Source organism: Paraburkholderia dinghuensis (assembly GCF_003837865.1).
GTDB lineage: Bacteria > Pseudomonadota > Gammaproteobacteria > Burkholderiales > Burkholderiaceae > Paraburkholderia > Paraburkholderia dinghuensis.
This window is the reverse complement of record NZ_RQIS01000010.1, coordinates 136,145-155,254: the sequence shown is the minus strand read 5'-3', so window position 1 is coordinate 155,254 and position 19,110 is coordinate 136,145. Positions and strand designations below refer to the sequence as shown.

At 63.3% G+C, this 19,110-nt stretch carries 15 protein-coding genes; 6 read left to right on the top strand and 9 right to left on the bottom strand.

What is annotated here, in order from left to right:
• Window positions 1-72: 72 nt before the first annotated feature.
• Window positions 73-3,243 carry a transglycosylase domain-containing protein gene (locus D1Y85_RS15275; RefSeq protein WP_124151907.1) on the bottom strand — a complete coding sequence of 1,057 codons (3,171 nt, stop codon included), beginning with the start codon at window positions 3,241-3,243 and terminating at the stop codon, window positions 73-75.
• Window positions 3,244-3,794: 551 nt separating this feature from the next.
• On the opposite strand from D1Y85_RS15275, the gene D1Y85_RS15270 reads away from it, so the two are divergent.
• Window positions 3,795-4,073 (top strand): hypothetical protein, encoded by a 279-nt coding sequence (locus tag D1Y85_RS15270; protein WP_124151997.1) that lies wholly within the window; start codon window positions 3,795-3,797, stop codon window positions 4,071-4,073.
• Window positions 4,074-4,173: 100 nt separating this feature from the next.
• Here D1Y85_RS15270 and D1Y85_RS15265 read toward each other — a convergent pair whose 3' ends face one another.
• Window positions 4,174-4,893, bottom strand: coding sequence for a response regulator transcription factor (locus D1Y85_RS15265; RefSeq protein WP_124151906.1), 720 nt, complete (start codon window positions 4,891-4,893; stop codon window positions 4,174-4,176).
• Window positions 4,894-5,237: 344 nt separating this feature from the next.
• Here D1Y85_RS15265 and D1Y85_RS15260 point away from each other — a divergent pair, with 344 nt between their 5' ends.
• On the top strand, window positions 5,238-6,704 hold the full coding sequence (locus tag D1Y85_RS15260) for an MFS transporter (protein WP_124151905.1): 1,467 nt from the start codon (window positions 5,238-5,240) through the stop codon (window positions 6,702-6,704).
• A 54-nt stretch (window positions 6,705-6,758) separates the two neighbouring features.
• On the opposite strand, the gene D1Y85_RS15255 is transcribed toward D1Y85_RS15260, so the two are convergent.
• From D1Y85_RS15255 to D1Y85_RS27055, 3 genes are all read right to left on the bottom strand, one after another.
• Entirely contained in the window at window positions 6,759-7,028 is a 270-nt protein-coding gene (locus D1Y85_RS15255; RefSeq protein ID WP_124151904.1) for a hypothetical protein, read from the bottom strand.
• A gap of 33 nt (window positions 7,029-7,061) precedes the next feature.
• On the bottom strand, window positions 7,062-7,493 hold the full coding sequence (locus D1Y85_RS15250) for a DoxX family protein (RefSeq protein ID WP_124151903.1): 432 nt from the start codon (window positions 7,491-7,493) through the stop codon (window positions 7,062-7,064).
• A 277-nt stretch (window positions 7,494-7,770) separates the two neighbouring features.
• Window positions 7,771-7,932 carry a hypothetical protein gene (locus tag D1Y85_RS27055; RefSeq protein ID WP_185218993.1) on the bottom strand — a complete coding sequence of 54 codons (162 nt, stop codon included), beginning with the start codon at window positions 7,930-7,932 and terminating at the stop codon, window positions 7,771-7,773.
• A gap of 361 nt (window positions 7,933-8,293) precedes the next feature.
• On the opposite strand from D1Y85_RS27055, the gene D1Y85_RS15245 reads away from it, so the two are divergent.
• From D1Y85_RS15245 to flhC, 3 genes are all read left to right on the top strand, one after another.
• Window positions 8,294-9,046, top strand: a complete 753-nt coding sequence (locus D1Y85_RS15245) for a 2OG-Fe(II) oxygenase (RefSeq protein ID WP_124151902.1) — start codon at window positions 8,294-8,296, stop codon at window positions 9,044-9,046.
• Between the two features lie 507 nt (window positions 9,047-9,553).
• Window positions 9,554-9,874 (top strand): flagellar transcriptional regulator FlhD, encoded by a 321-nt coding sequence (flhD, locus tag D1Y85_RS15240; RefSeq protein WP_124151901.1) that lies wholly within the window; start codon window positions 9,554-9,556, stop codon window positions 9,872-9,874.
• 12 nt (window positions 9,875-9,886) lie between these two features.
• Window positions 9,887-10,480: a flagellar transcriptional regulator FlhC gene (gene flhC, locus D1Y85_RS15235; RefSeq protein ID WP_124151900.1), complete on the top strand. Its 594-nt coding sequence runs from the start codon at window positions 9,887-9,889 to the stop codon at window positions 10,478-10,480.
• Window positions 10,481-10,743: 263 nt separating this feature from the next.
• On the opposite strand, the gene D1Y85_RS15230 is transcribed toward flhC, so the two are convergent.
• From D1Y85_RS15230 to D1Y85_RS15215, 4 genes are all read right to left on the bottom strand, one after another.
• Window positions 10,744-12,306 (bottom strand): efflux transporter outer membrane subunit, encoded by a 1,563-nt coding sequence (locus tag D1Y85_RS15230; protein ID WP_124151899.1) that lies wholly within the window; start codon window positions 12,304-12,306, stop codon window positions 10,744-10,746.
• A gap of 13 nt (window positions 12,307-12,319) precedes the next feature.
• Window positions 12,320-15,505 carry an efflux RND transporter permease subunit gene (locus tag D1Y85_RS15225; protein WP_124151898.1) on the bottom strand — a complete coding sequence of 1,062 codons (3,186 nt, stop codon included), beginning with the start codon at window positions 15,503-15,505 and terminating at the stop codon, window positions 12,320-12,322.
• Between the two features lie 99 nt (window positions 15,506-15,604).
• The gene (locus tag D1Y85_RS15220; protein ID WP_124151897.1) at window positions 15,605-16,912 is read right to left on the bottom strand and encodes an efflux RND transporter periplasmic adaptor subunit; all 1,308 of its coding nucleotides are present in this window, start codon (window positions 16,910-16,912) and stop codon (window positions 15,605-15,607) included.
• A 37-nt stretch (window positions 16,913-16,949) separates the two neighbouring features.
• A complete protein-coding gene (locus tag D1Y85_RS15215) occupies window positions 16,950-17,831 on the bottom strand; it encodes an alpha/beta hydrolase (protein WP_425466935.1) in 882 nt (293 codons plus the stop codon).
• 186 nt (window positions 17,832-18,017) lie between these two features.
• On the opposite strand from D1Y85_RS15215, the gene D1Y85_RS15210 reads away from it, so the two are divergent.
• Window positions 18,018-19,022, top strand: coding sequence for a LysR family transcriptional regulator (locus D1Y85_RS15210; protein WP_221410295.1), 1,005 nt, complete (start codon window positions 18,018-18,020; stop codon window positions 19,020-19,022).
• Window positions 19,023-19,110 lie beyond the last annotated feature (88 nt).

Genomic DNA, 19,110 nt, shown 5'->3' with positions numbered 1-19,110 from the left:
TATTTATGGCCAGAAATGAAGAAAGGGCACCACCTCGTGCCCCTTCAAACAGCGAAGTACAAACGCATCGCGCTACTGGCCCAGCGTTCCACCGCCCACGGATGGCTGCCACGATACGTCGCGCGCCTCACCCGTCTGCGGATCGATCAAGGTCATCTTCAGCGGCCCGTGCTTCAGATCGGGATGAGTTCCGTCGCCCGGCGACGCTCGTTGCTCCAGCAACGGCTGCAACACGGGCGCGAGCGATTTGAGCAACTGCACCGACAACGCGCTCGTGAACGAGTAGCGCGCCGCATAGGGTTCGTGCACCCACGCCGTGAGCGTGCCGAAGAACCGGTCGCCAATCACGAACACGAAGGTCGCGCTGCGGTTCACCTTGCGCGACGCGATGAGTCGGGCCCCAGGCGCATAGACGTTGAAGCGCTGGTCGCCCGTGCCGGTCTTGCCGTACACCTCCATCGTGCGGCCGTCCGGGAACCTCATGCCGTCGGCGAGACGCTTGGCAGTGCCGCCCTCCACGACCGAAGTCAGCATCGCGCGCACGACCTGAACAATCTCCGGCGAAACCAGCGACTGCGGCTTCGACTCCGCGTGCACGAAGCGTGTCTCGTAGGGCGTGCCACGCGCGAATTCGAGCGATTCGAAGCTATGCGTCGGCAACTTTTCGCCGTCGCTCGCCACGAGGCCGATCAGTTGCGCGAGTGCCGCGGGTCGATCGCCCGATGCGCCGATTGCCGCGCCATACGAGGGCGTGATGTTCGCGAACGGATAGCCGAGCGCACGCCACGACTGGCCAATCGCATCGTAGGCGCGAAGTTCGATCATGTGACGGATGCGGCGATTCTGCGTCGCGTAATACTTCGTCTTGAAGAGCCAGCTATAGGTGTACAGCCGCACGTCCTTGCTGTCGTGCTGAACCTGATCGAGCGTCGCACCGGGATGCGCGCGCAGATAGTTAAGCAGCCACAGTTCGAGCGGATGCACGCCCGAAATATAGCCACGGTCGTTCAGGTTAAAACGGTCGATCGCATACTTGTCGTACTCCTTCGCAAGGTCCTCGTCGTCGAGCCACTGGAATTTCGTTCCCTTGAGCTGTGCACGCATCTGCGCGTCGAACCACGTCTGCGAGCCGTCCGGCACCACGCTGCGCAGCACCGTTGCGATCCGCGCCGGCCCTTTGCGCGTGTGCTGCAGCAGAGTCGCCAGTTGTTCGTCGGCGCTCTTGCCCTGGTAGCGCGTGTAGAAGCGCTTCATGTAAACCTGGCTTTCGCCATCCGCGAAGCGCGTGAGGTACGCCTTGCGCACGGCCGGATCGTCGAGCCATTGCGATGGCGGCCCCGACGTCTGGATCATCTCGTAGTGGACGATGTCGCGCATCAACCGCACGAACACCAGATTCACCGAATGCTGGAATGCGCGATGCACCGTAAGGATCTGCTCGTTGTCGCTCGACTCGAAATTATTGAAGCTTTGCGCGCCGCCGCCCGTGTAGAACGTTTCGCCCGGACTGGCCGAATATTTGCGCTCCACGGCCGCGTCGAGCATCGAAGGCAGCGAACGGTCATGCGTCTTCGAAAGATAGTCGAGTGCCCAGCGGGTGAGCGCATCGGAAGGATCGGGCTGGATCGCGCGCAGTTCCTTCGTGTCGAGCGCCGCGTATTGCGTGTGCAGGTCGCTCACGATCTGCAAGTAGGTGATCAGCGTGCGCAGTTTGGCCGTCGAGCCCAGATTCAGGCGCGCGCCCGAGTTGATATCGAACGGCTGGTTCACGCTGTCCGTTTGCACGCGCACGAGGTTTTCACCGTTGCGCCGCTCGAATAGCGTGAAGCTGTAGGCGATCTTCGACGGATCGTCGGCGGGCTTCAGCATTTCGAATCCGACGATCCCGGCCTGGCGCGCACCGTCCTTCGTCGTCGCGTCGGCGAGACGCGCGTTGACGGCTTCCTGCACATCGTCGTCGAGCGTCGTGGTCGCGCTGAGGTCGAGGCGGTCGAGGTCGTAGAGCGTCTTCAAACCGAGCGTCTGCATCAATTGCGTGCGCAGCGACAGCACTGCCTTGCGCTCGACATACGGCGCCGGTGCGCGCTGCGGCTTCGAGCGGTCGAGCGTCAGCGACGTCGCGAGCGCAGCGTCGCGCAGCGCAGGCGTGATGACGCCGCCGCTTGCGAGCAGGCGCAGGTAGCTGTCAGTGAGCTTCGCGAGTGCAGGATTGTCATGCTGCAGGAAATACGACGGCGCGCGTTGCGCGATCAAGAGCGAGAGCACCTGGCGGAACGCCAGCGCCTGCTCATCGAGCGTCGCAGCCGACACCGGTTCGCGCAGAATGCGGTTCACATCGCGAAAATCGCGGCCATACCAGGCAGCAAGTCCGTCGCCGATACCGTTGACTTCGCCGACGCCCGGCTTCGCAGAGAGCGGCACTGAATTCAGATAGTGGACGAGGATCTGCTGGCGCGCGGGCATGGTCTGCGGGCCGTCGAGATAAGCGCGCACGGAAGCCGACGCGATCTGCCGCAGTTTTTCGGGCGGCGTCGCGGTGCGGCCGCCGTTCGAGTGGCGAAATTTTTCGATTTGCGTGGCGAGCGTGCTGCCGCCCGGCGTCTGCTGCTGACGGTTTACGAGACGCGCGCCCTGATCGACTAGCGCGCGACTGAAGCGGCCCCAGTCGATGGCCGGATTCCGGTTCGGCTGATCTTCGGCCAGCAGATATTTGTCTTCGATGAAGAGCAGCGAGTCGCGCACGAGCGGCGGTACTGCGTTGAAGCTTTCGTAGGCGCGCTGCGGATAGCGCGTGTGAAACAGCGTCGCGCCGTCCGCGTCGCGCAGTACGAGACCCGCCTGATCCTTTTCTTCATACGGCAGAAAGAGCCCTTGGTCTGCAAGCGCAATCATGCGTTCGGAATCACGCGCCTGCGACGCGATAGCAAAGCCACGCGCCTCGAGCCGCTGTTCGAACGAAGGCAGTTGCACATAGCCGAGCCTCACGTCATACGGCCCGTTCGTCGTGGGGAAGCGGATATTGTGGCTCGGCCCGCTGTCGAGGGCGAAACCGATATCGCGCGTAAGTTCGGAAAGATAGTGTGCCTGCAGCCGGGACGTGTCGATTTCAATCTGGACGATACGCGCGATGATGACCGCGGCGGCGAGCAAAACGATGAGCGCCCCCCACTTGATCCACCGCCAGAGTGAGGCCACACCCACGCCGAAGGTGCGAAAAGGAAACCGGATCGACGGGCGGTTCATGCGTATCCTCCCTGACATTTCGCCAGATTGCGGAGTGGCATCTGTCAGATAGTCTATCTCGCTCTGCAGGAGTTTGTATGGCCGTATGACGGCACACGTCTGATAGTCGCGAAGCCGCAACACTCGTTCCCGCACAACCTGTGGAAACCCCCAGCGGTGTGCTGGCGCGCACGCCAGTAGGGTGGTTCCGGAGCAACCCCGTTTCGGGCCAGTCCGTAATCGATACGACGACCATCCGGTCGGTCAGCGACGTGGTTGAGTGCCTGACCGTCAAGGTGAGCAGGCATAGTGCAAGGTTCAATACGACATCGCTGCCGCAGTGTGAAATGCGCTATTTCGGTGATTCGAATGCCATCGAGGTGCATGCCCCGCTCCCCGGATCGACGGCGCGGGAGCGCTGCACCGTTTACACATTTTTACGCAACGTAACAGCGTGTAGCAAGACGACACATTTTCAGGGCCTGTTTTAAGAATCGTTTAAGTCTTCGTCCGCATGATCGGTTGATCGAATAGATACGTAGCAGGGGGTATCCGTGACGACACCTGATCCGATGATCCAGGAAGCATTGAATCCGAAGCATACGAGCGCGGCAAGGACGCCGAAGGCGGCGAAACGAACGATCTTGCGACGCCTGCTAAGCCATCACGAACTTGCCACACTGTTGCTGCTGCTGCACGCGCCGATCGACGCGCAGGCCAAGCCCGAAATCCCGATGCTTCAGGAAGCGGGTCTCGTCGAGCAGGTACCGAACAATACCGGCAGTGCCGGGAAGATCCGCCTCACGTCGGCCGGCAGCGCCGTTCTCCAGGGGCTCGGCCTCGCGCGCTGACGCGAGCGGGAGTTCAGGGCAAAAGGCGTAAACAAAAAAGCGGCGGCACGCATTTGCGTGCCGCCGCTTTTTTGTGCCCCTGATCAAGGGGCGGTGAGCGTCAGGCCGCTTTGCGATCGAACGTTTCCACACCATCGTGCAGGCTCAGCAGCCGGTAGCCGCTCTTGTACACGGGCTGCAGGCGGAAGCCATTGCAGTCGTCGAGTTCCAGCAGCACACGCAACCGGGACACATGGCTGTCGATGGTCCGCGTAAGCGTGTGCAGTTCGCGTCCCCAGACCATCGCGTAGATGTGGTCGCGCGACAATACCCGCCCGATGTTCGCAAAGAAGAGCGCCGCAAGCCGATATTGCGTGCCCGAGAGCACGACCGGCTTTCCGTTCAACGTCACGGACTGGCGACGCATGTTGAAGTGGTAAGGGCCAACGTCGAGTGTCACCTTGTCGCAACGATCTGGAAACGCGCGCCGGAACAATGCATCGACGCGCGCGCGGAACACCGTGGGACAGATCGGCAGGCTTACGTAGTCGTCAGCGCCCACGGCAAACGCGTGAACAACGCTGTCATCCGACGTGTCCTCGGATGCGAACAACACTGGAATATGGTCGCCGTTCAACGCGCGCACGTTCCTGAGCACGTCGACACCCGACAGGCGCGTGCCGTGCCAGTCGAGCACCAGCATGTCGACCGTTGACGCAGCAAGCGCTTTGGTGAGAACAACCTCGTCGCTAAACGGCATACACGTGTGGCCTCCCTGAGCCAGCACGAGTTCGATATTTCCACGTTGCGCCGTGTCACGCTGCAGGATCGCAATACGCATAAGAACCCTCGCTTCGATCTGATGGGGAATTGGCGCAATTTTGTGGAGAAGTGCAAAACCCTCAAATCAGAAAAATCTTAATTGCCGAGCGGCCACTCGCAATCTGACGGCGGCAACAGTTAAACCCTACGGCGATGCGTGGCGCATACGTCGGGATACCGATAAGCGGCGCGAACACTCGCCCCCATATGAAGCGCGTTCAGAACGCTCGGTCCTACGGCACCCGGCAGCGCACGCGCTTCCTGCGACTTTGTCATCTTTGCGCGGGTGACCTCGCACCCACGCAGACGACACTTCACGTCACCCTGAAACGTCGAAGCCAATCCGCGCCCCAGAATGGGCACATGAAACCCGCACACCCTACCCTTGCCCCCTTCACGCCCGTGCTTGCCCGCATCGTCGCGACCGTCAGCGTGGGATTCGTCGTCACGCAACTCGACGTGACCATCGTCAACATCGCACTAGCGCGGATCGCCACCGAGCTGAACGCAAGCGTCGACCGCCTGCAATGGATCGTCGATGCCTATACGCTCGCCTTCGCCGTGCTGATGCTCCTTGGCGGCGTGCTCGGCGAGCGCTACGGTGCGCGCAGGTTGTACGCGATGGGCCTCGTCGTCTTCGCGCTCGCTTCGCTCGCCTGCGGTCTCGCATTCGCGCCCGCAGCGGTGATCGCCGCACGCGCGGTGCAGGGCGCAGGCGCAGCGATGATGCTGCCCAATTCGCTCGCGCTGCTTAACGAAGCGTGCCGTCACGACGGCGCCCTACGCGCACGTGCCGTGGCGTTATGGACCGCGGCGGGCGCGATCTCGATCGCCATGGGCCCGGTCGCGGGCGGTCTGCTGATCGCCGCGTTCGGCTGGCGCAGCATCTTTCTTGTCAACCTGCCGCTGTGCGCCGCAGGACTCGCCGCAACGCTCGCGTGGATTCCCGCGCCGCACCCGGCTACCGACACGAGGACCGGCGGAACGCAACCGCGCGCCGCGCGTAGCCTCGACTTGCGCGGCCAGTTGCTCGCCATCGTCGCGCTCACGGCGTTGACCGGCGCCGTGATCGAATGGCGCCCGCTCGGTTTCGCGCACCCGGCCGTGGCCGGGGGATTCGTCGTAGCGTTCATCGCGGGCTGCGGGTTCATCCTGCTCGAATCCCGCGTCGCCGATCCCATGCTGCCGCTCGCCATGTTGCGCAACCGGACGTTCAGCGCGGCGGTGCTGTTCGGGGTCTGCGTGAATCTCACTTACTACGGGACGATCTTCGTGCTCGCGCTCTATCTGCAGCACGCACGCGGCGAATCGCCGTTGCAGGCAGGGCTCGCATTCGTACCGCTGACCGGCGGGTTCTTGCTCTCCAATCTTGCGAGCGGTCATGCGGTGGCACGTTACGGGACACGCGCTCCGATGATCGTCGGTGCACTGGTCGCTGCGACGGGATACGCGCTCTTGAGTTTCGTCGACGCGACGACACCGCTCGCCGCCTTACTCGTGCCGTGCCTGCTGATACCTCTGGGAATGGGGCTCGCCGTCCCCGCCATGACGACGGCCGTGCTCGCCTCGGTTGAACCGGCGCGTGCGGGCACAGCGTCGGCACTGCTCAACACCGCGCGGCAGACGGGCGGCGCCGTCGGTGTCGCGGCATTCGGAGCGCTCGCTGCCACGGGCACCGCCTCACACGTGGTCGCGGGCCTTCACGCGGATACCGTCATATCGACGGCGCTGTTGCTAGTAGCAGTTGTGCTGGCGTGGTACGTGCGCACGGACGCGGTGCACGCGCCGAGACGCACGGCTTCGGCGCCACGCCTCGACGGCACGCGGTGAACGCGGTGCGCGCAGGGCGCGCGGAAGAAAACGCTAACTCGTAGCGCACGCCACCTACAGCGACGTTTCCTGAATCGTCCCAGTGGTGATCGCGCGTTCGATGAGACCCTCGATCGTTGCCTTGCGAATCGCGTGGGCAATCAGCCGGTCGGGCTCTTCCAGTTCGGCGATCAGCGCGCCGAGTAAACCAGACGCATCGAGTATGACCAGCGTCTTCGCCGAATCCGCATAGCTGATCAGCACGCGACGCGAACCGTCCTCGGCGAGGCTTGCGCTGAAACGCTCGACCTTGCCGCCCACGTTGAAATCGAAGTCCTGTATCAAGGCCCGCTCCCTCGCTGCGTAGCTGCGCCTGTGTCAGCCGCGCAGCCCGCCGCGCGGCGCGCGCATTCCGTCGATGGAAGCCCGCCCGGCGCCCGTCACAGCCAGCAGCAGCAAGCCACCGGCGATCGCAACGTTCTTCCAGAAGTGAACGACCGCGTCGTGCTGGAGCGCGACATCGGCGATGTTCCAGAAATCGTGGCCGAAAATCGCCGTGACGATGACGTAACCGGCCAGCAGCAAACCCACTATGCGCGTGCGCGCACCGATCACGAGCGCTATGCCGCCAAGCAGTTCCACCGCCACCGCGATGGGCGCTGCGATGTGCACGTAGGGAACACCCTTGGTCTGAAGATAGCTGATGAAGCCCGCGTAACCCAGCAGTTTCATTGCGCCACCCCACAGGAACAGGACCGCAAGAGCGAGGCGTGCGATGAAGATGATGAAGGAATCGGCGAGTCTCATCATGAAGGGCTCCGGTGTGCAATATGGGACTGACATCGCGACCGGCGCACAGTTCCCGCGATGACACAAGCCATCCATCGTCGCACGGCAACGCGTGCGCGGCGGATGTCTTGTCCGTCACCATCGATATTGATTCGGAGTGCTAGATATCTAGCGCGGCATCCAACGCGGGCTGATCGCTTCCCGGCGACTGGAGCGCCGCACAACAATTGCGGCGGGCTCTGCGCGCCTGCGCCATGTCCTGCGCAGGCTCCGCCTGGAAGCGTCTCGACGGCCACGCTCAGTGCCGGTGACGCATGCCGTGGCCGCGATGGGCCTCGAGCCAGCGGGTGAGGCGCGCTTCGAGCACGCCCCGGCTGCGGCGCGACACCGCCCACATGACGGCGCACACCGCCAGCATCACGGCCGGGCCCAGAAGATAGGCAACTACGGTTTCCCTCATGGCAATCTCCTCGCCGCGACGCCACATTGTGACGCTTTCATTTTAGGCGATCGCACGTTCACCGATAAAGCTTGCCCCTGCTCCCGACGCCGGCGTGTGCATGCTGCATGCACGGAAATCCGCCGCGCCGCGCACGCTGCGTCTCCTGCATCTTACCCGTGAGGTCATCGCGGTGCGTGCGAGTTTTTCGCAAAACCGGCGACGCGGACCCGGCCCCCAGGCTCGTCGCGGGCTGGCGCGCGTACGCTCCCGGTGAGGACGTCGCAGCAAGCCGGTCTGCGAATTGGAGCGCAAGCCCCGGAGTGCGCACACGGCGGGCCGACGCGACACTGTCGTCATCTGACACCGTCATGGAGCCACCATGCCCCTCACCGCCCTTCGACCGGATACGCGCGCTGCGTCATCCCGTGAGTTCGCGGCCCGCCTCGACGCCCAACTGTGGTCCGCCATCGAAAACGATCTTGATCAGCGCGGCTACGCGCTGATCCCTGGCCTGCTCGACGACGCCGAATGCGACGCGCTCGCGTCGCTCTACGAGCGCGACGCGCCGTTCCGCAGTCGGGTCGTGATGGCGCACCACGGGTTCGGCAGCGGCGAATATCGTTACTTTGCGTATCCGCTTCCGGAGACTGTCGCGGAACTGCGAACGCTGCTGTACGCCCGACTCGTTGCGCTCGCGAACCGCTGGGCCGACTGGCTCGGCACCGGCGTAGATTTTCCTCCCACCCACGACGCATTTATCGCGCGCTGCCACGAAGCGGGCCAGACGCGCCCTACGCCGCTGCTGCTCCGCTACGGCTGCCACGATTACAACTGTCTGCATCAGGATCTCTATGGTGAGCACGTGTTTCCGGTCCAGGCGACCATCCTGCTTAGCGCGCCCGGCGCCGACTTCCGCGGCGGCGAGTTTGTTCTGACGGAGCAGCGCGCGCGGCAGCAGTCGCGCGTCGAAGTCGTGCCGCTTGGCAAAGGCGACGCCGTGCTTTTCGCGGTCCGGCACCGCCCGCTGCAGGGCGCGCGCGGCGCGGCTCGTGCGATGCTGCGTCACGGGGTGAGCCGCATTCGCGAGGGCCAGCGTTATACGCTCGGCGTTGTATTACACGACGCCAGTTAAGTCCGCTCAGCGCTCCGTCGAATTTGTATCAAAGGGGTTCGATCCTTTGTTACATATTTCGCTTTTCACTTATCGATTCCGCCTATTGCATTTCTTACCGTCGAGGCGGAAATCTTTCCGAATGTGAATATGTCTCATCCAGCCAACAGTGCACGCAGAACTAGTTGCATATTCAACCGAAATTTTTCAGCGCCTTAATTTCATTGGCTGTCCCGGCAAATGCACGCCAGGCATCGGCTCGCTGACGGCTGTCATACAAGCGAAATGAAATAGAAGAAAAAATTACCGAAATTGTTTGCTGGCGAACAATAAATTCTTGACACCGGGGATTGATTTCCGAGATAGGCCCTCATACAATTTGAGCCAAGGTGTTACGAGTTGTAACACCTTGTTTCAATTGCAAGGCCCCGCCGGGAAACACAAGAGCGACGGCCGGCACACAAAGACCAGACCGACAACGGCGGCAAACGCTGGGGGCTAATAATTCGGGGCTTCGGAAAAAGAGAAATGGACCGTAGCAGCGAGACGCTGGATTCTATCCGCGAGATTAATTTGTCGTACCTGATGCTCGCGCAGCGCATGCTGCGCGAGGACAAGCCAGTCGGCATGTTCCGGCTGGGTCTGTCGTCGGAACTGGCTGATCTGCTCGCCGGTCTGTCGCTCGCGCAGATCGTCAGGCTGGCCTCTTCCGACCAGATTCTTTGTCTTTTCCGCTTCGACGACCATGCGATGCTGTCCGCGCTCACGCAGACCGCAAAGCATGCCGACGTGGCGACCACGCACACGGCCATCCTGCTCGCAGGACAGTCAGCCGCGCAATTCGCCTGAGGAAAGATCTCCATGACGCGGCGCAGCCTCACGGAAGATGCTCAGGAAGTTTTTCGCGCGATTGCATTGATCGAGCTGGGCGCGCGCATGCAGGTTCTCGAGAGCGAACTGACGCTCTCGCGCGACCGCATGATCCGCCTTTATCGCGAGATCCGGGGCGTATCGCCGCCCAAGGGAATGCTGCCTTTCTCGGCAGACTGGTACATGACGTGGCTCGCCAACATCCACGCCTCGTTGTTCTATAACACGTACCTTTTCCTCAAAAACGAAGCGCGTTGTTCGCATCTCGACGCGCTGACCAAGGGGTTCCGTCTGTATCTGGAACACTGCCGCCACGGCGCGACCGAGCCCGTGCTCGATCTCACACGTGCGTGGACCCTGGTGCGATTTTTCGATGCAGATATTCTGCAGCTGACGCCTTGCTGCCGCTGCGGCGGCAAATTCGTCGCGCACCGACACGACCTGCAGCACAACGTCGTGTGTGGAGCATGCCAGCCGCCTTCGCGCGCCGGCAAGACGAAAAAGGCGGCTGCGGCGCGGCGGGGCGCCATGCAGACCAAAAGCGACCTTCCGGTTACGCCGGATGGCATCGCCGCGGCTGCGTAGCGAGGAGAGAAGATCCGGGCCCACCCGGACGTAATATAAAGACGCGAAGCCGTCCGGCGCGACATCACGCCGGACGGCAAGGCGCTTTTCCCTTCCTTTCCTGTTTCTCCTGTTTCAATTCCCACTGAACATCTGCGAAGCGAGCCACAGGGTCTTGTCGGCACGCCTGCGCGCAAACGTCGGTTGCACGCTCAACGGCGTCAGCAGCGCGCAGCTCACGTCGCGGCACAACCCGGGCAGCACCGCGAACGCGTACAACGGCCTCAGCGCGAAGCGAGCGGCGCCGCTGCACCACTGCCGTCGCGCTTCGGATCATCGGCCTTGATGTCACCCCAGCCGCCGCCGAGCGCGCGGATCAGGTTGACCGTCGCGACCGCCTGCGAGCCCTGCAACTGGCTCGCCTGCAACTGCGCGACCAGCACCGATCGTTCGCTGTCGATCACGTTCAGATAACTCACCTCGCCTTCCTCATACTGCGTGCGCGAAAGATGCGCCGAGCGCTCCGATGCAGTCACGGCGTTGCCCTGCTCGCGAATCTGATCGTCGAGCAGCCGCAAGTCGGAGAGGTTGTCTTCCACTTCGCGGAAGGCGACGAGCACTTGCTGGCGATACTGTGCGACGTCCTCATCGTATTTGCCGCGCGCCTGCGCCAGATTCGCGCGGCGACGGCCGCCGTCGAAGAGCGGCAGCGTGAGCGCCGTGCCCGCGAACGGTCCGAGCAGGAACGCGCGGCTAGACCACATGAACAAATCGCCGAGCGTCGCCGACTCGAAGCCAAACGCACCGGTGATATCGAGCTTCGGAAAGAACGCCGATTTCGCGACGCCGACTCGCGCGTTCGCGGCGGCCATGGCGCGCTCCGCAGCCGCGATATCAGGGCGGCGTTCGAGCAGCGTCGACGGCAGGCCGGGTGGCACGCGCGCGATCACGGGCGCGAGCGGCGTCTCGGGGAACGTGAAGTCCGCGGGCGCCTTACCGAGCAGGATCGCGAGACTATGCTCCGAAGCCGCCCGCTGGCGCGCGACGCCCACCGCATCGGCGCGCGCGCTCGACAACTCGTTGCGGGCCTGGGCCACGTCGAGTTCGCTGGTGTCGCCTTCCTTGAAACGCCGCTCGACGAGCTTGAGCGCGTCCTCGCGCAGCGCCACCGTGCGGCGATAGAGATCGACGTCCGAGTCGAACTGGCGCAGCTGGAAATAATTCTGCGCGACGTCTGCCTGCAGCGCCAACCGCACCGAGAAGAACAGCGCCTCGCTTTGCTGCGCATCCGCGCGCGCAGCGTTGACGTTCGAACTCACGCGGCCGAACAGATCCGCCTCGTAAGACACCGTGCCTTGAGCACGCCAGAGCGTCTGCGTCGGTACGTTGGCGTTCTGCGGCAGGAACAGCGAAGCGGGCGATTCACGCAGATAGGTCGGCCCGAAGCCCGCGTCGATCGACGGGAACCATGACGCGCGCGCCGCCTGCGTCACCGCACGTGCTTGCTGCACGCGCGCGGCGGCGGCCTTCAGATCCTGGTTCGCAGCCTCCGCCTCGCTTTCGAGTGCGTTCAGCGTCGGGTCGTTGAAGACCTCCCACCATTGGCCCCGGTTCGCGTTGTCGGCAGGTTGGGCCGGCGCCCAGGTGCCCACGTCGTGCGGGTTGGCGGACGTGGGTTGCGCTTCCTTGAATGCGGGCGGGACAGACGAATCGGGAACGTGATACACCGGTTCAACCGAGCACGCAGCAAGCCATGCGACGAGCGCAACGGCTGCCGCGAGCCGCGTGCGGCGCCAGAATGTGCCTGCGTTGCCGGGCGCCGCTATATCGAGTGAATAGTTAGTCATGCTTTTTTCCCCCTCAGGCATCGACTGCAGGCAACGTCGTGTGCGCGCGATCCTTCTGCGCGACGTGAATCTTGCCGCCCGCCATCGTCCGAAGCACCACATAGAACACAGGTGTCAGCATCAGACCGAACGCCGTCACGCCGAGCATTCCGAAGAACACCGCGATCCCCATCGCGTGACGCATCTCCGAACCGGCACCCGTAGAAAGCACGAGCGGCACGACGCCCATGATGAACGCGATCGACGTCATCAGGATCGGCCGCAGACGCAACCGGCTCGCTTCGATTGCGGCCGAGAGCGGTGTGTGGCCGTCGTGTTCGAGTTCGCGCGCGAATTCGACGATCAGGATCGCGTTCTTCGACGCTAGCCCCACGAGCACCATGAGACCGATCTGCGTGAAGATGTTGTTGTCGCCCCGCGTGAGCCATACGCCGGTTAGCGCGCACAGCACGCTCATCGGCACGATGAGGATCACCGCGAGCGGCAGCGTCAGACTCTCATAGAGCGCGGCCAGCACGAGGAACACGAGCAGCACGCTGATCGGGAACACCCAGATGCCCGAATTGCCGGCGAGGATCTGCTGGTACGTAAGGTCGGTCCATTCGAACTTCACGCCGTGCGGCAAGACTTCCGCGGCGATGCGTTCCGCCGCGTCCTGCGCCTGGCCCGACGAATACCCGGGCGCCGGACCGCCGTTGATATCGGCAGCGGTGAAGCCGTTGTATCGCACCACCATCTCGGGGCCATACGTGGGTGTCACCGTCACGAGCGATGAGAGCGGCACCATGTCACCAGCGGCGTTGCGCGTCTTCAATTGCAGTATGTCGTCCGCCTTCTGGCGGAACGGCGCATCCGCTTGCACGCGGACCTGATACACGCGACCGAAGCGATTGAAGTCGTTCACGTAGAGCGAGCCGAGGTAGATCTGCATCGTGTCGAACACGTCCGTCACGGGCACGCCCAACTGTTTCGCCTTCGTGCGGTCCAGATCGACGTTCAGTTGCGGCACGTTGATCTGATAGCTCGAAAACGTCGGGCCGAGTTCGGGCGTCGCCGCCGCACGCTTGATGAAGTCTTCCGTTGCGCGATTGAGCGCCTCGTAGCCCACCGCCCCATGGTCCTCCAGCTGCATCTTGAAGCCGCCGAGCGTGCCGAGGCCAAGCACCGGTGGCGGCGGAAAGACGGCGATGAACGAGTCCTTGATCTGCGCATACTGCTGGTTCAGCGCACCCGCAATCGCCCCAGCCGAAAGCGCCTTGCCACCGCGCTCCTTGAACGGCTTGAGCGTCACGAACACGATGCCCGCGCTCGAGCTATTCGTGAAGCCGTTGACGGAAAGGCCCGGGAACGAAACCGCGCTTTCCACGCCCGGCTGCTTCAGTGCAATCGCACCCATGTCACGGATCACGTTTTCGGTCCGGTCGAGCGAAGCGCCGTTCGGCAATTGCGCAAACGCGATCAGATACTCCTTGTCCTGTGCCGGAACGAAACCGCCCGGCACGATATGCGCCATCATCGCCGTCGCGCCGACCAGCACGACATAGACCATCAGCATCGCGCCTTTGTGGCGCAACACGCCATGCACGCCGCGTCCGTACGCCTCCGACCCGCTATGAAACACCTTGTTGAAGCCACGGAAGAAACCGCCCAGCACGCGATTCATCAAGCGCGTGAGCCAGTCCTCCTTCTCGCCGTGACCGCGCAGCAGCAGCGCGGAAAGTGCGGGCGAAAGCGTCAGCGAGTTGAACGCCGAGATCACGGTCGAGATCGCGATTGTCATCGCGAACTGCTTGTAGAACTGGCCCGTGAGACCGCTCATGAACGCGAGCGGCACGAACACGGCCACGAGCGTAAGCGCAATGGCGATGATCGGTCCGCTCACTTCCTGCATGGCCTTGTAGGTCGCGTCGCGCGAAGAGAGTCCGCTCGCAATGTTGCGCTCGACGTTCTCCACGACGACGATCGCATCGTCCACCACAATCCCGATGGCCAGCACCATGCCGAACAGTGACAACGCATTGATCGAGAAGCCGAACGCCAGCAACAGCGAGAACGTCCCGACGATCGACACAGGCACCGCGATCAAAGGAATGATGGACGCTCGCCACGTCTGCAGGAACACGATCACCACCAGCACGACGAGCGCGATCGCTTCGAGCAGCGTATGCACGACCGCCTCGATGCTCGCGCGCACGAACTGCGTCGGGTCATAGACGATGCGATAGTCCACGCCAGCGGGGAAGTCCTGCTTGAGCTCCTTCATCGCGGCGCGCACCTGATCGGAGATCGCAAGCGAGTTAGCCCCCGGCGCCTGATTGATCGCGAGCGCCACGGCGGGCTTGTTATCGAGCAGCGAGCGCAGCCCGTACTCGGACGCGGCGAGTTCGATGCGCGCGATATCGCGCAGATACGTCACGCCACCGTCCGGATTCGTTTTGACGATGATGTTGCCGAATTCGCTTTCGGTCGTGAGACGGCCGCGTGCGTTCACGTTGAGCTGGATCGGCGTGCCTGGCACGCTCGGCGATGCGCCGATCACGCCCGCGGCGACCTGCACGTTCTGCTCGCGAATTGCATTGACCACATCGTTCGCCGTGAGATTGCGCTGTGCGATCTTCTGCGGATCGAGCCAGATGCGCATGGCGTAGTCGCCCGCGCCCCACAACTGCACTTCGCCCACGCCCTGGATGCGGGCCAGCCGATCCTTCACGTTGAGCAGCGCGTAGTTGCGCAAGTACGTCATGTCGTACTGATTGTTCGGCGAGATCAGGTGGACGACCATCGTGAGCGTCGGCGAGCTTTTGATCGTCGTGATGCCCAGACGCTGCACGTCTTCCGGCAAACGCGGCAGCGCCTGGTTCACCCGGTTCTGTACGAGCTGCGTCGCCTTGTCGGGGTCGGTGCCCAGACGGAACGTAACCGTGAGCGTGAGATTGCCGTCGCTGTTCGCCTGCGACTGCATGTACAGCATATTTTCGACGCCGTTTATCTCCTCTTCCAGCGGCGCCGCCACCGTTTCGGCGATCACCTTCGGATTGGCACCAGGATACTGCGCATGGACAACCACCGAAGGGGGTACGACCTCGGGGTATTCGGAGATCGGCAACTGGAACAGCGCGATCACCCCGGCCAGCAGAATGACCACGGATAGCACGCCCGCGAAGATTGGCCGGTCGATAAAGAATTTCGATATGTTCATGGGTTGCTCGTTAAGTAGACGCTTAGTATCACTAACCAGCTAACTGTCTAATTGTCTCTTTGACGCTAATTTGTCGTGCCCTGCGCCGCGCGTCCTGCGTCAGGAAGTCTTGTTGTTCTTCGCGCCGGAGTGCGCCTGTCTGGCAACGGCCGCCGGCTGCGCGGGTTTCGCGGAAGAACTGCCCTGCGGCGCATCGGCAAGCGTGTCGGCATCGTGGCTCTTTGCTAGCGATGAGTTCGCGTCGCCGTTCGGGTCGCCGTTCATCGGTACCATGTGCACGCGCACGGCTGCGCCCGGCCGCACGCGCTGCGTGCCGTTGACCACGACGCGCTCACCCGGCTGCAGACCACCCACGATCACGCGCAGGTTGCCCTGCTGCGAGCCGATCTGCACAGGGCGGTACGCGACGTGATTGTCCTTGTCGAGCACGTAGACGAACTTCTTGTCCTGGTCAGTACCGATCGCAGTGTCGTTGACGAGGAGCGCCGGATGCGGGGTGCTACCACTCACCTTGATGCGCGCGTAAAGGCCTGGCACGAGCGCGCCATCGTCGTTGTCGAAGCGCGCGCGAACCCGGATCGTGCCCGACGTCGTGTCGAGCCGGTTGTCCACCGATTCGATCGTTCCCTTGCGCGAGTAGCCCGATTCGTTCGCGAGCCCCAGTTCCACCGGCACCTTCGAGCCTTCCTTCATGCGGCTGATGTAGTCGAGATAGGTCTGCTCGTCGGCGTCGAACTCGGCGTAGATCGGCGAGACCGAAACCAGCGTGGTGAGCGGCGCCGCGCTCGCGCCCGCCGACACCACGTTGCCCACGGTAATCTCCGCGCGCGACACGCGGCCTGCCACCGGCGCGACGATGCGCGTGTAGCCGAGATTGATCTGCGCGGCTTCGAGCGCTGCCTGCGCGGCCTTCAGGTTCGCACTCGCTTCGCGGGCGCTGTTCTGCTTCTCGTCGTAGTCGCGCTTCGCGATCGCGTTATCGCCGATGAGCCGCTGCGCGCGCTCCCAGTCGCTCTGCGCGTAGCCCGTGCGCGCCGTGGCAGCGGCAAGCTGCGCGGCCGCCTGATCGACGGCGGCCTGGTACGGACGCGGATCGATCACGAAGAGCGTATCGCCCTTTTTCACGAGCGCGCCGTCACGGAAATTCACGGAAACGATCGTGCCCGACACCTGCGGGCGAATATCGACTTTCTCGACGGCAGCCAGACGGCCCGAGTAACTCTGCCAGTCGGTGATGGTGCGCAGGACCACGGCCGCCGCGTCCACTTCGGGCGCGGGCGGCGCTTCGGCCGCGACAGCCGGATGCCCGTCGAGCCGCATTGCGACGAGTGTGCCGAACCCCGCGACCGCGACGACGGCTAGCGCCGCCAGCGCGATGCGCGTACGAGATTTCGATTTGAGTGACATGTCGGGCTCCAGGAGAAGTGAGCAATGTTCGTTATCGTTATGCACCAGCCTCGAAACAGCCTTTGAAGAAGCGCACCGCTTCGCTGAGCGCGGCCTCATAGTTCGCGATCTGCGCGTGCGAAATCCGCGGATAGCGCACCACCTGGGTGCGCACGCCAGCGTCGATCAGACGGCTTGCGTACTTCTCGGCTTCGATATGCAGGACGTCGTTCTGCGCGGTGACGATCAGCGTCGGCGGCAGTCCGGCAAGCCGCATCGATTCGAGCGGCGCCGCGTACGGATGCACGCGCTGGGCCGCATCGGGCAGATAGGCGCGATAGCACGCGGCGCATTCGCCCGCTGTGATGTCCGAGCCGAGGCGGCGCTCGTCGCCAAGTCGCGTGAGACTCGGATCGAGCATCGGCGCGAAAAGCGCCTGCGCCACGAGCCGCACGTCACCGCGATCGCGTCCGATGAACGCGAGCACGTTGGCGATCTGGCCACCGGCGTCATGACCCGCTGCGACCACGCGTTTTGCGTCGCCGCCAAATGCGCGGCCCAGTGTCATGCTCCACAGCGCTGCGCGATACGCGTCTTCGGGCGCTGCCGGAAACGGATACTTCGGCGCGAGCGAATAGCCCACTGAAACGACGAGTGCAGGCAGTCGCGTTGAGAGATTGCGTGCCGCAACGTCGGCGTCGTCGAGCGTGCCGCGCACAAAACCGCCGCCGTGAAAATAAAGCAGAATCGGCAACCCGCTCGCACCGGCGGGTCGATAGAGGCGCAAGGCAATCTGCTGCGCAAAGCCCTCGATCATGACGTCAGTCGTGAGCAGATCGCCCGCCGCGACACCTGAACCCATGCTGCCGGTCGGCGCATCGGCATTTTGAGCCGCATCGTCGGCCACATCCCGCGAACCCGAAGGCTTGAATGCTTCCATGTCGAACCGGCGCAATGCGCCAGGGTAAGTTTGAATGAGCGAATTGTGCGTTCGGCAGACCTCCGAATAAATGCCTATAATCGGGCAACACAATTCGGCGCACCTGAACAATGTGGTTCGTTTTTTTCGCGCGGCGCACCTCTTTGCGTGCCGCGCGGTGTGGCCGAACTCTTTTGGAGAGTGGTAATGGACCGCCTTCAGGCCATGCAGGTGTTCACCCGCGTCGTCGATACGAACAGCTTTACTCGCGCAGCCGAAACGCTCGACATGCCGCGTGCCTCGGTCACGACGATCATCCAGAATCTCGAAGCCTTTCTCGGCGTGCGTCTCATGCATCGCACGACGCGGCGCCTCGCGCTCACGCCGGACGGCGCCGCGTATTACGAGCGCTGCGTGCGGATTCTCGCGGACGTCGATGAAACCGAGCAGACGTTCCAGGACCGCAACCGCAAGCCGCACGGCAAGCTGCGCATCGATATGCCAGGTTCGATCGGCCGGCTGATCGTGATTCCGTCTCTGTGCGAATTCCACACGCGTTATCCGGATATCGATCTGCAACTTGGACTTACCGACCGGCCGGTCGATCTGGTGCAGGAAGGTGTCGATTGCGTGGTGCGCGTGGGCGCGCTGCAGGATTCGTCGCTCGTGGCACGCCGAATCGGCATTTTCGAAGGCGTTTCATGCGCGTCGCCGGACTATCTGGCACGGCACGGCACGCCGCAATCGCTCGAGGATCTCGAAGGCCATCGCGCGGTGAATTATTTCTCGAGCCGCACGGGCCGCGTGATCGACTGGGCGTTCCTCGTCGACGGCAAGGAAGTGGAAGTCAAGCTAAAGAGCCTCGTCTCGGTGAACGACGCCGATGCCTATGTCACCTGTGGCGTCGAAGGTTTCGGACTGATCCAGCCCGCGCGTTACCAGGTGCTGCCTCATCTGAAGTCGGGCGAACTCGTCGAGGTGCTGCCCGACTTCAAGCCGCTGCCAATGCCGATCTCAGCCGTCTATCCGCACAGCCGGCATCTGTCGCCGAAAGTACGCGTGTTCGTCGACTGGATCGCCGAAGTGTTCGACCGCTGCCCACTTTTGAGCGGGCGCGCCTCGCTCGACAAAGCCTGCTCGTTGCGCACGCTCGAAGAGCGCGAATCGGGACCGGCCCTCGAAACGCCAGTCGTTTCGGAGTGGGTCGCGTAACCGTGCGATAAGCGCGGCAAGCGCGTCTTGCGCACCGCGGGATTCTGACACGCTGGCGCTCGCGAAGAGCGCCAGCGCCTCGCCTCGT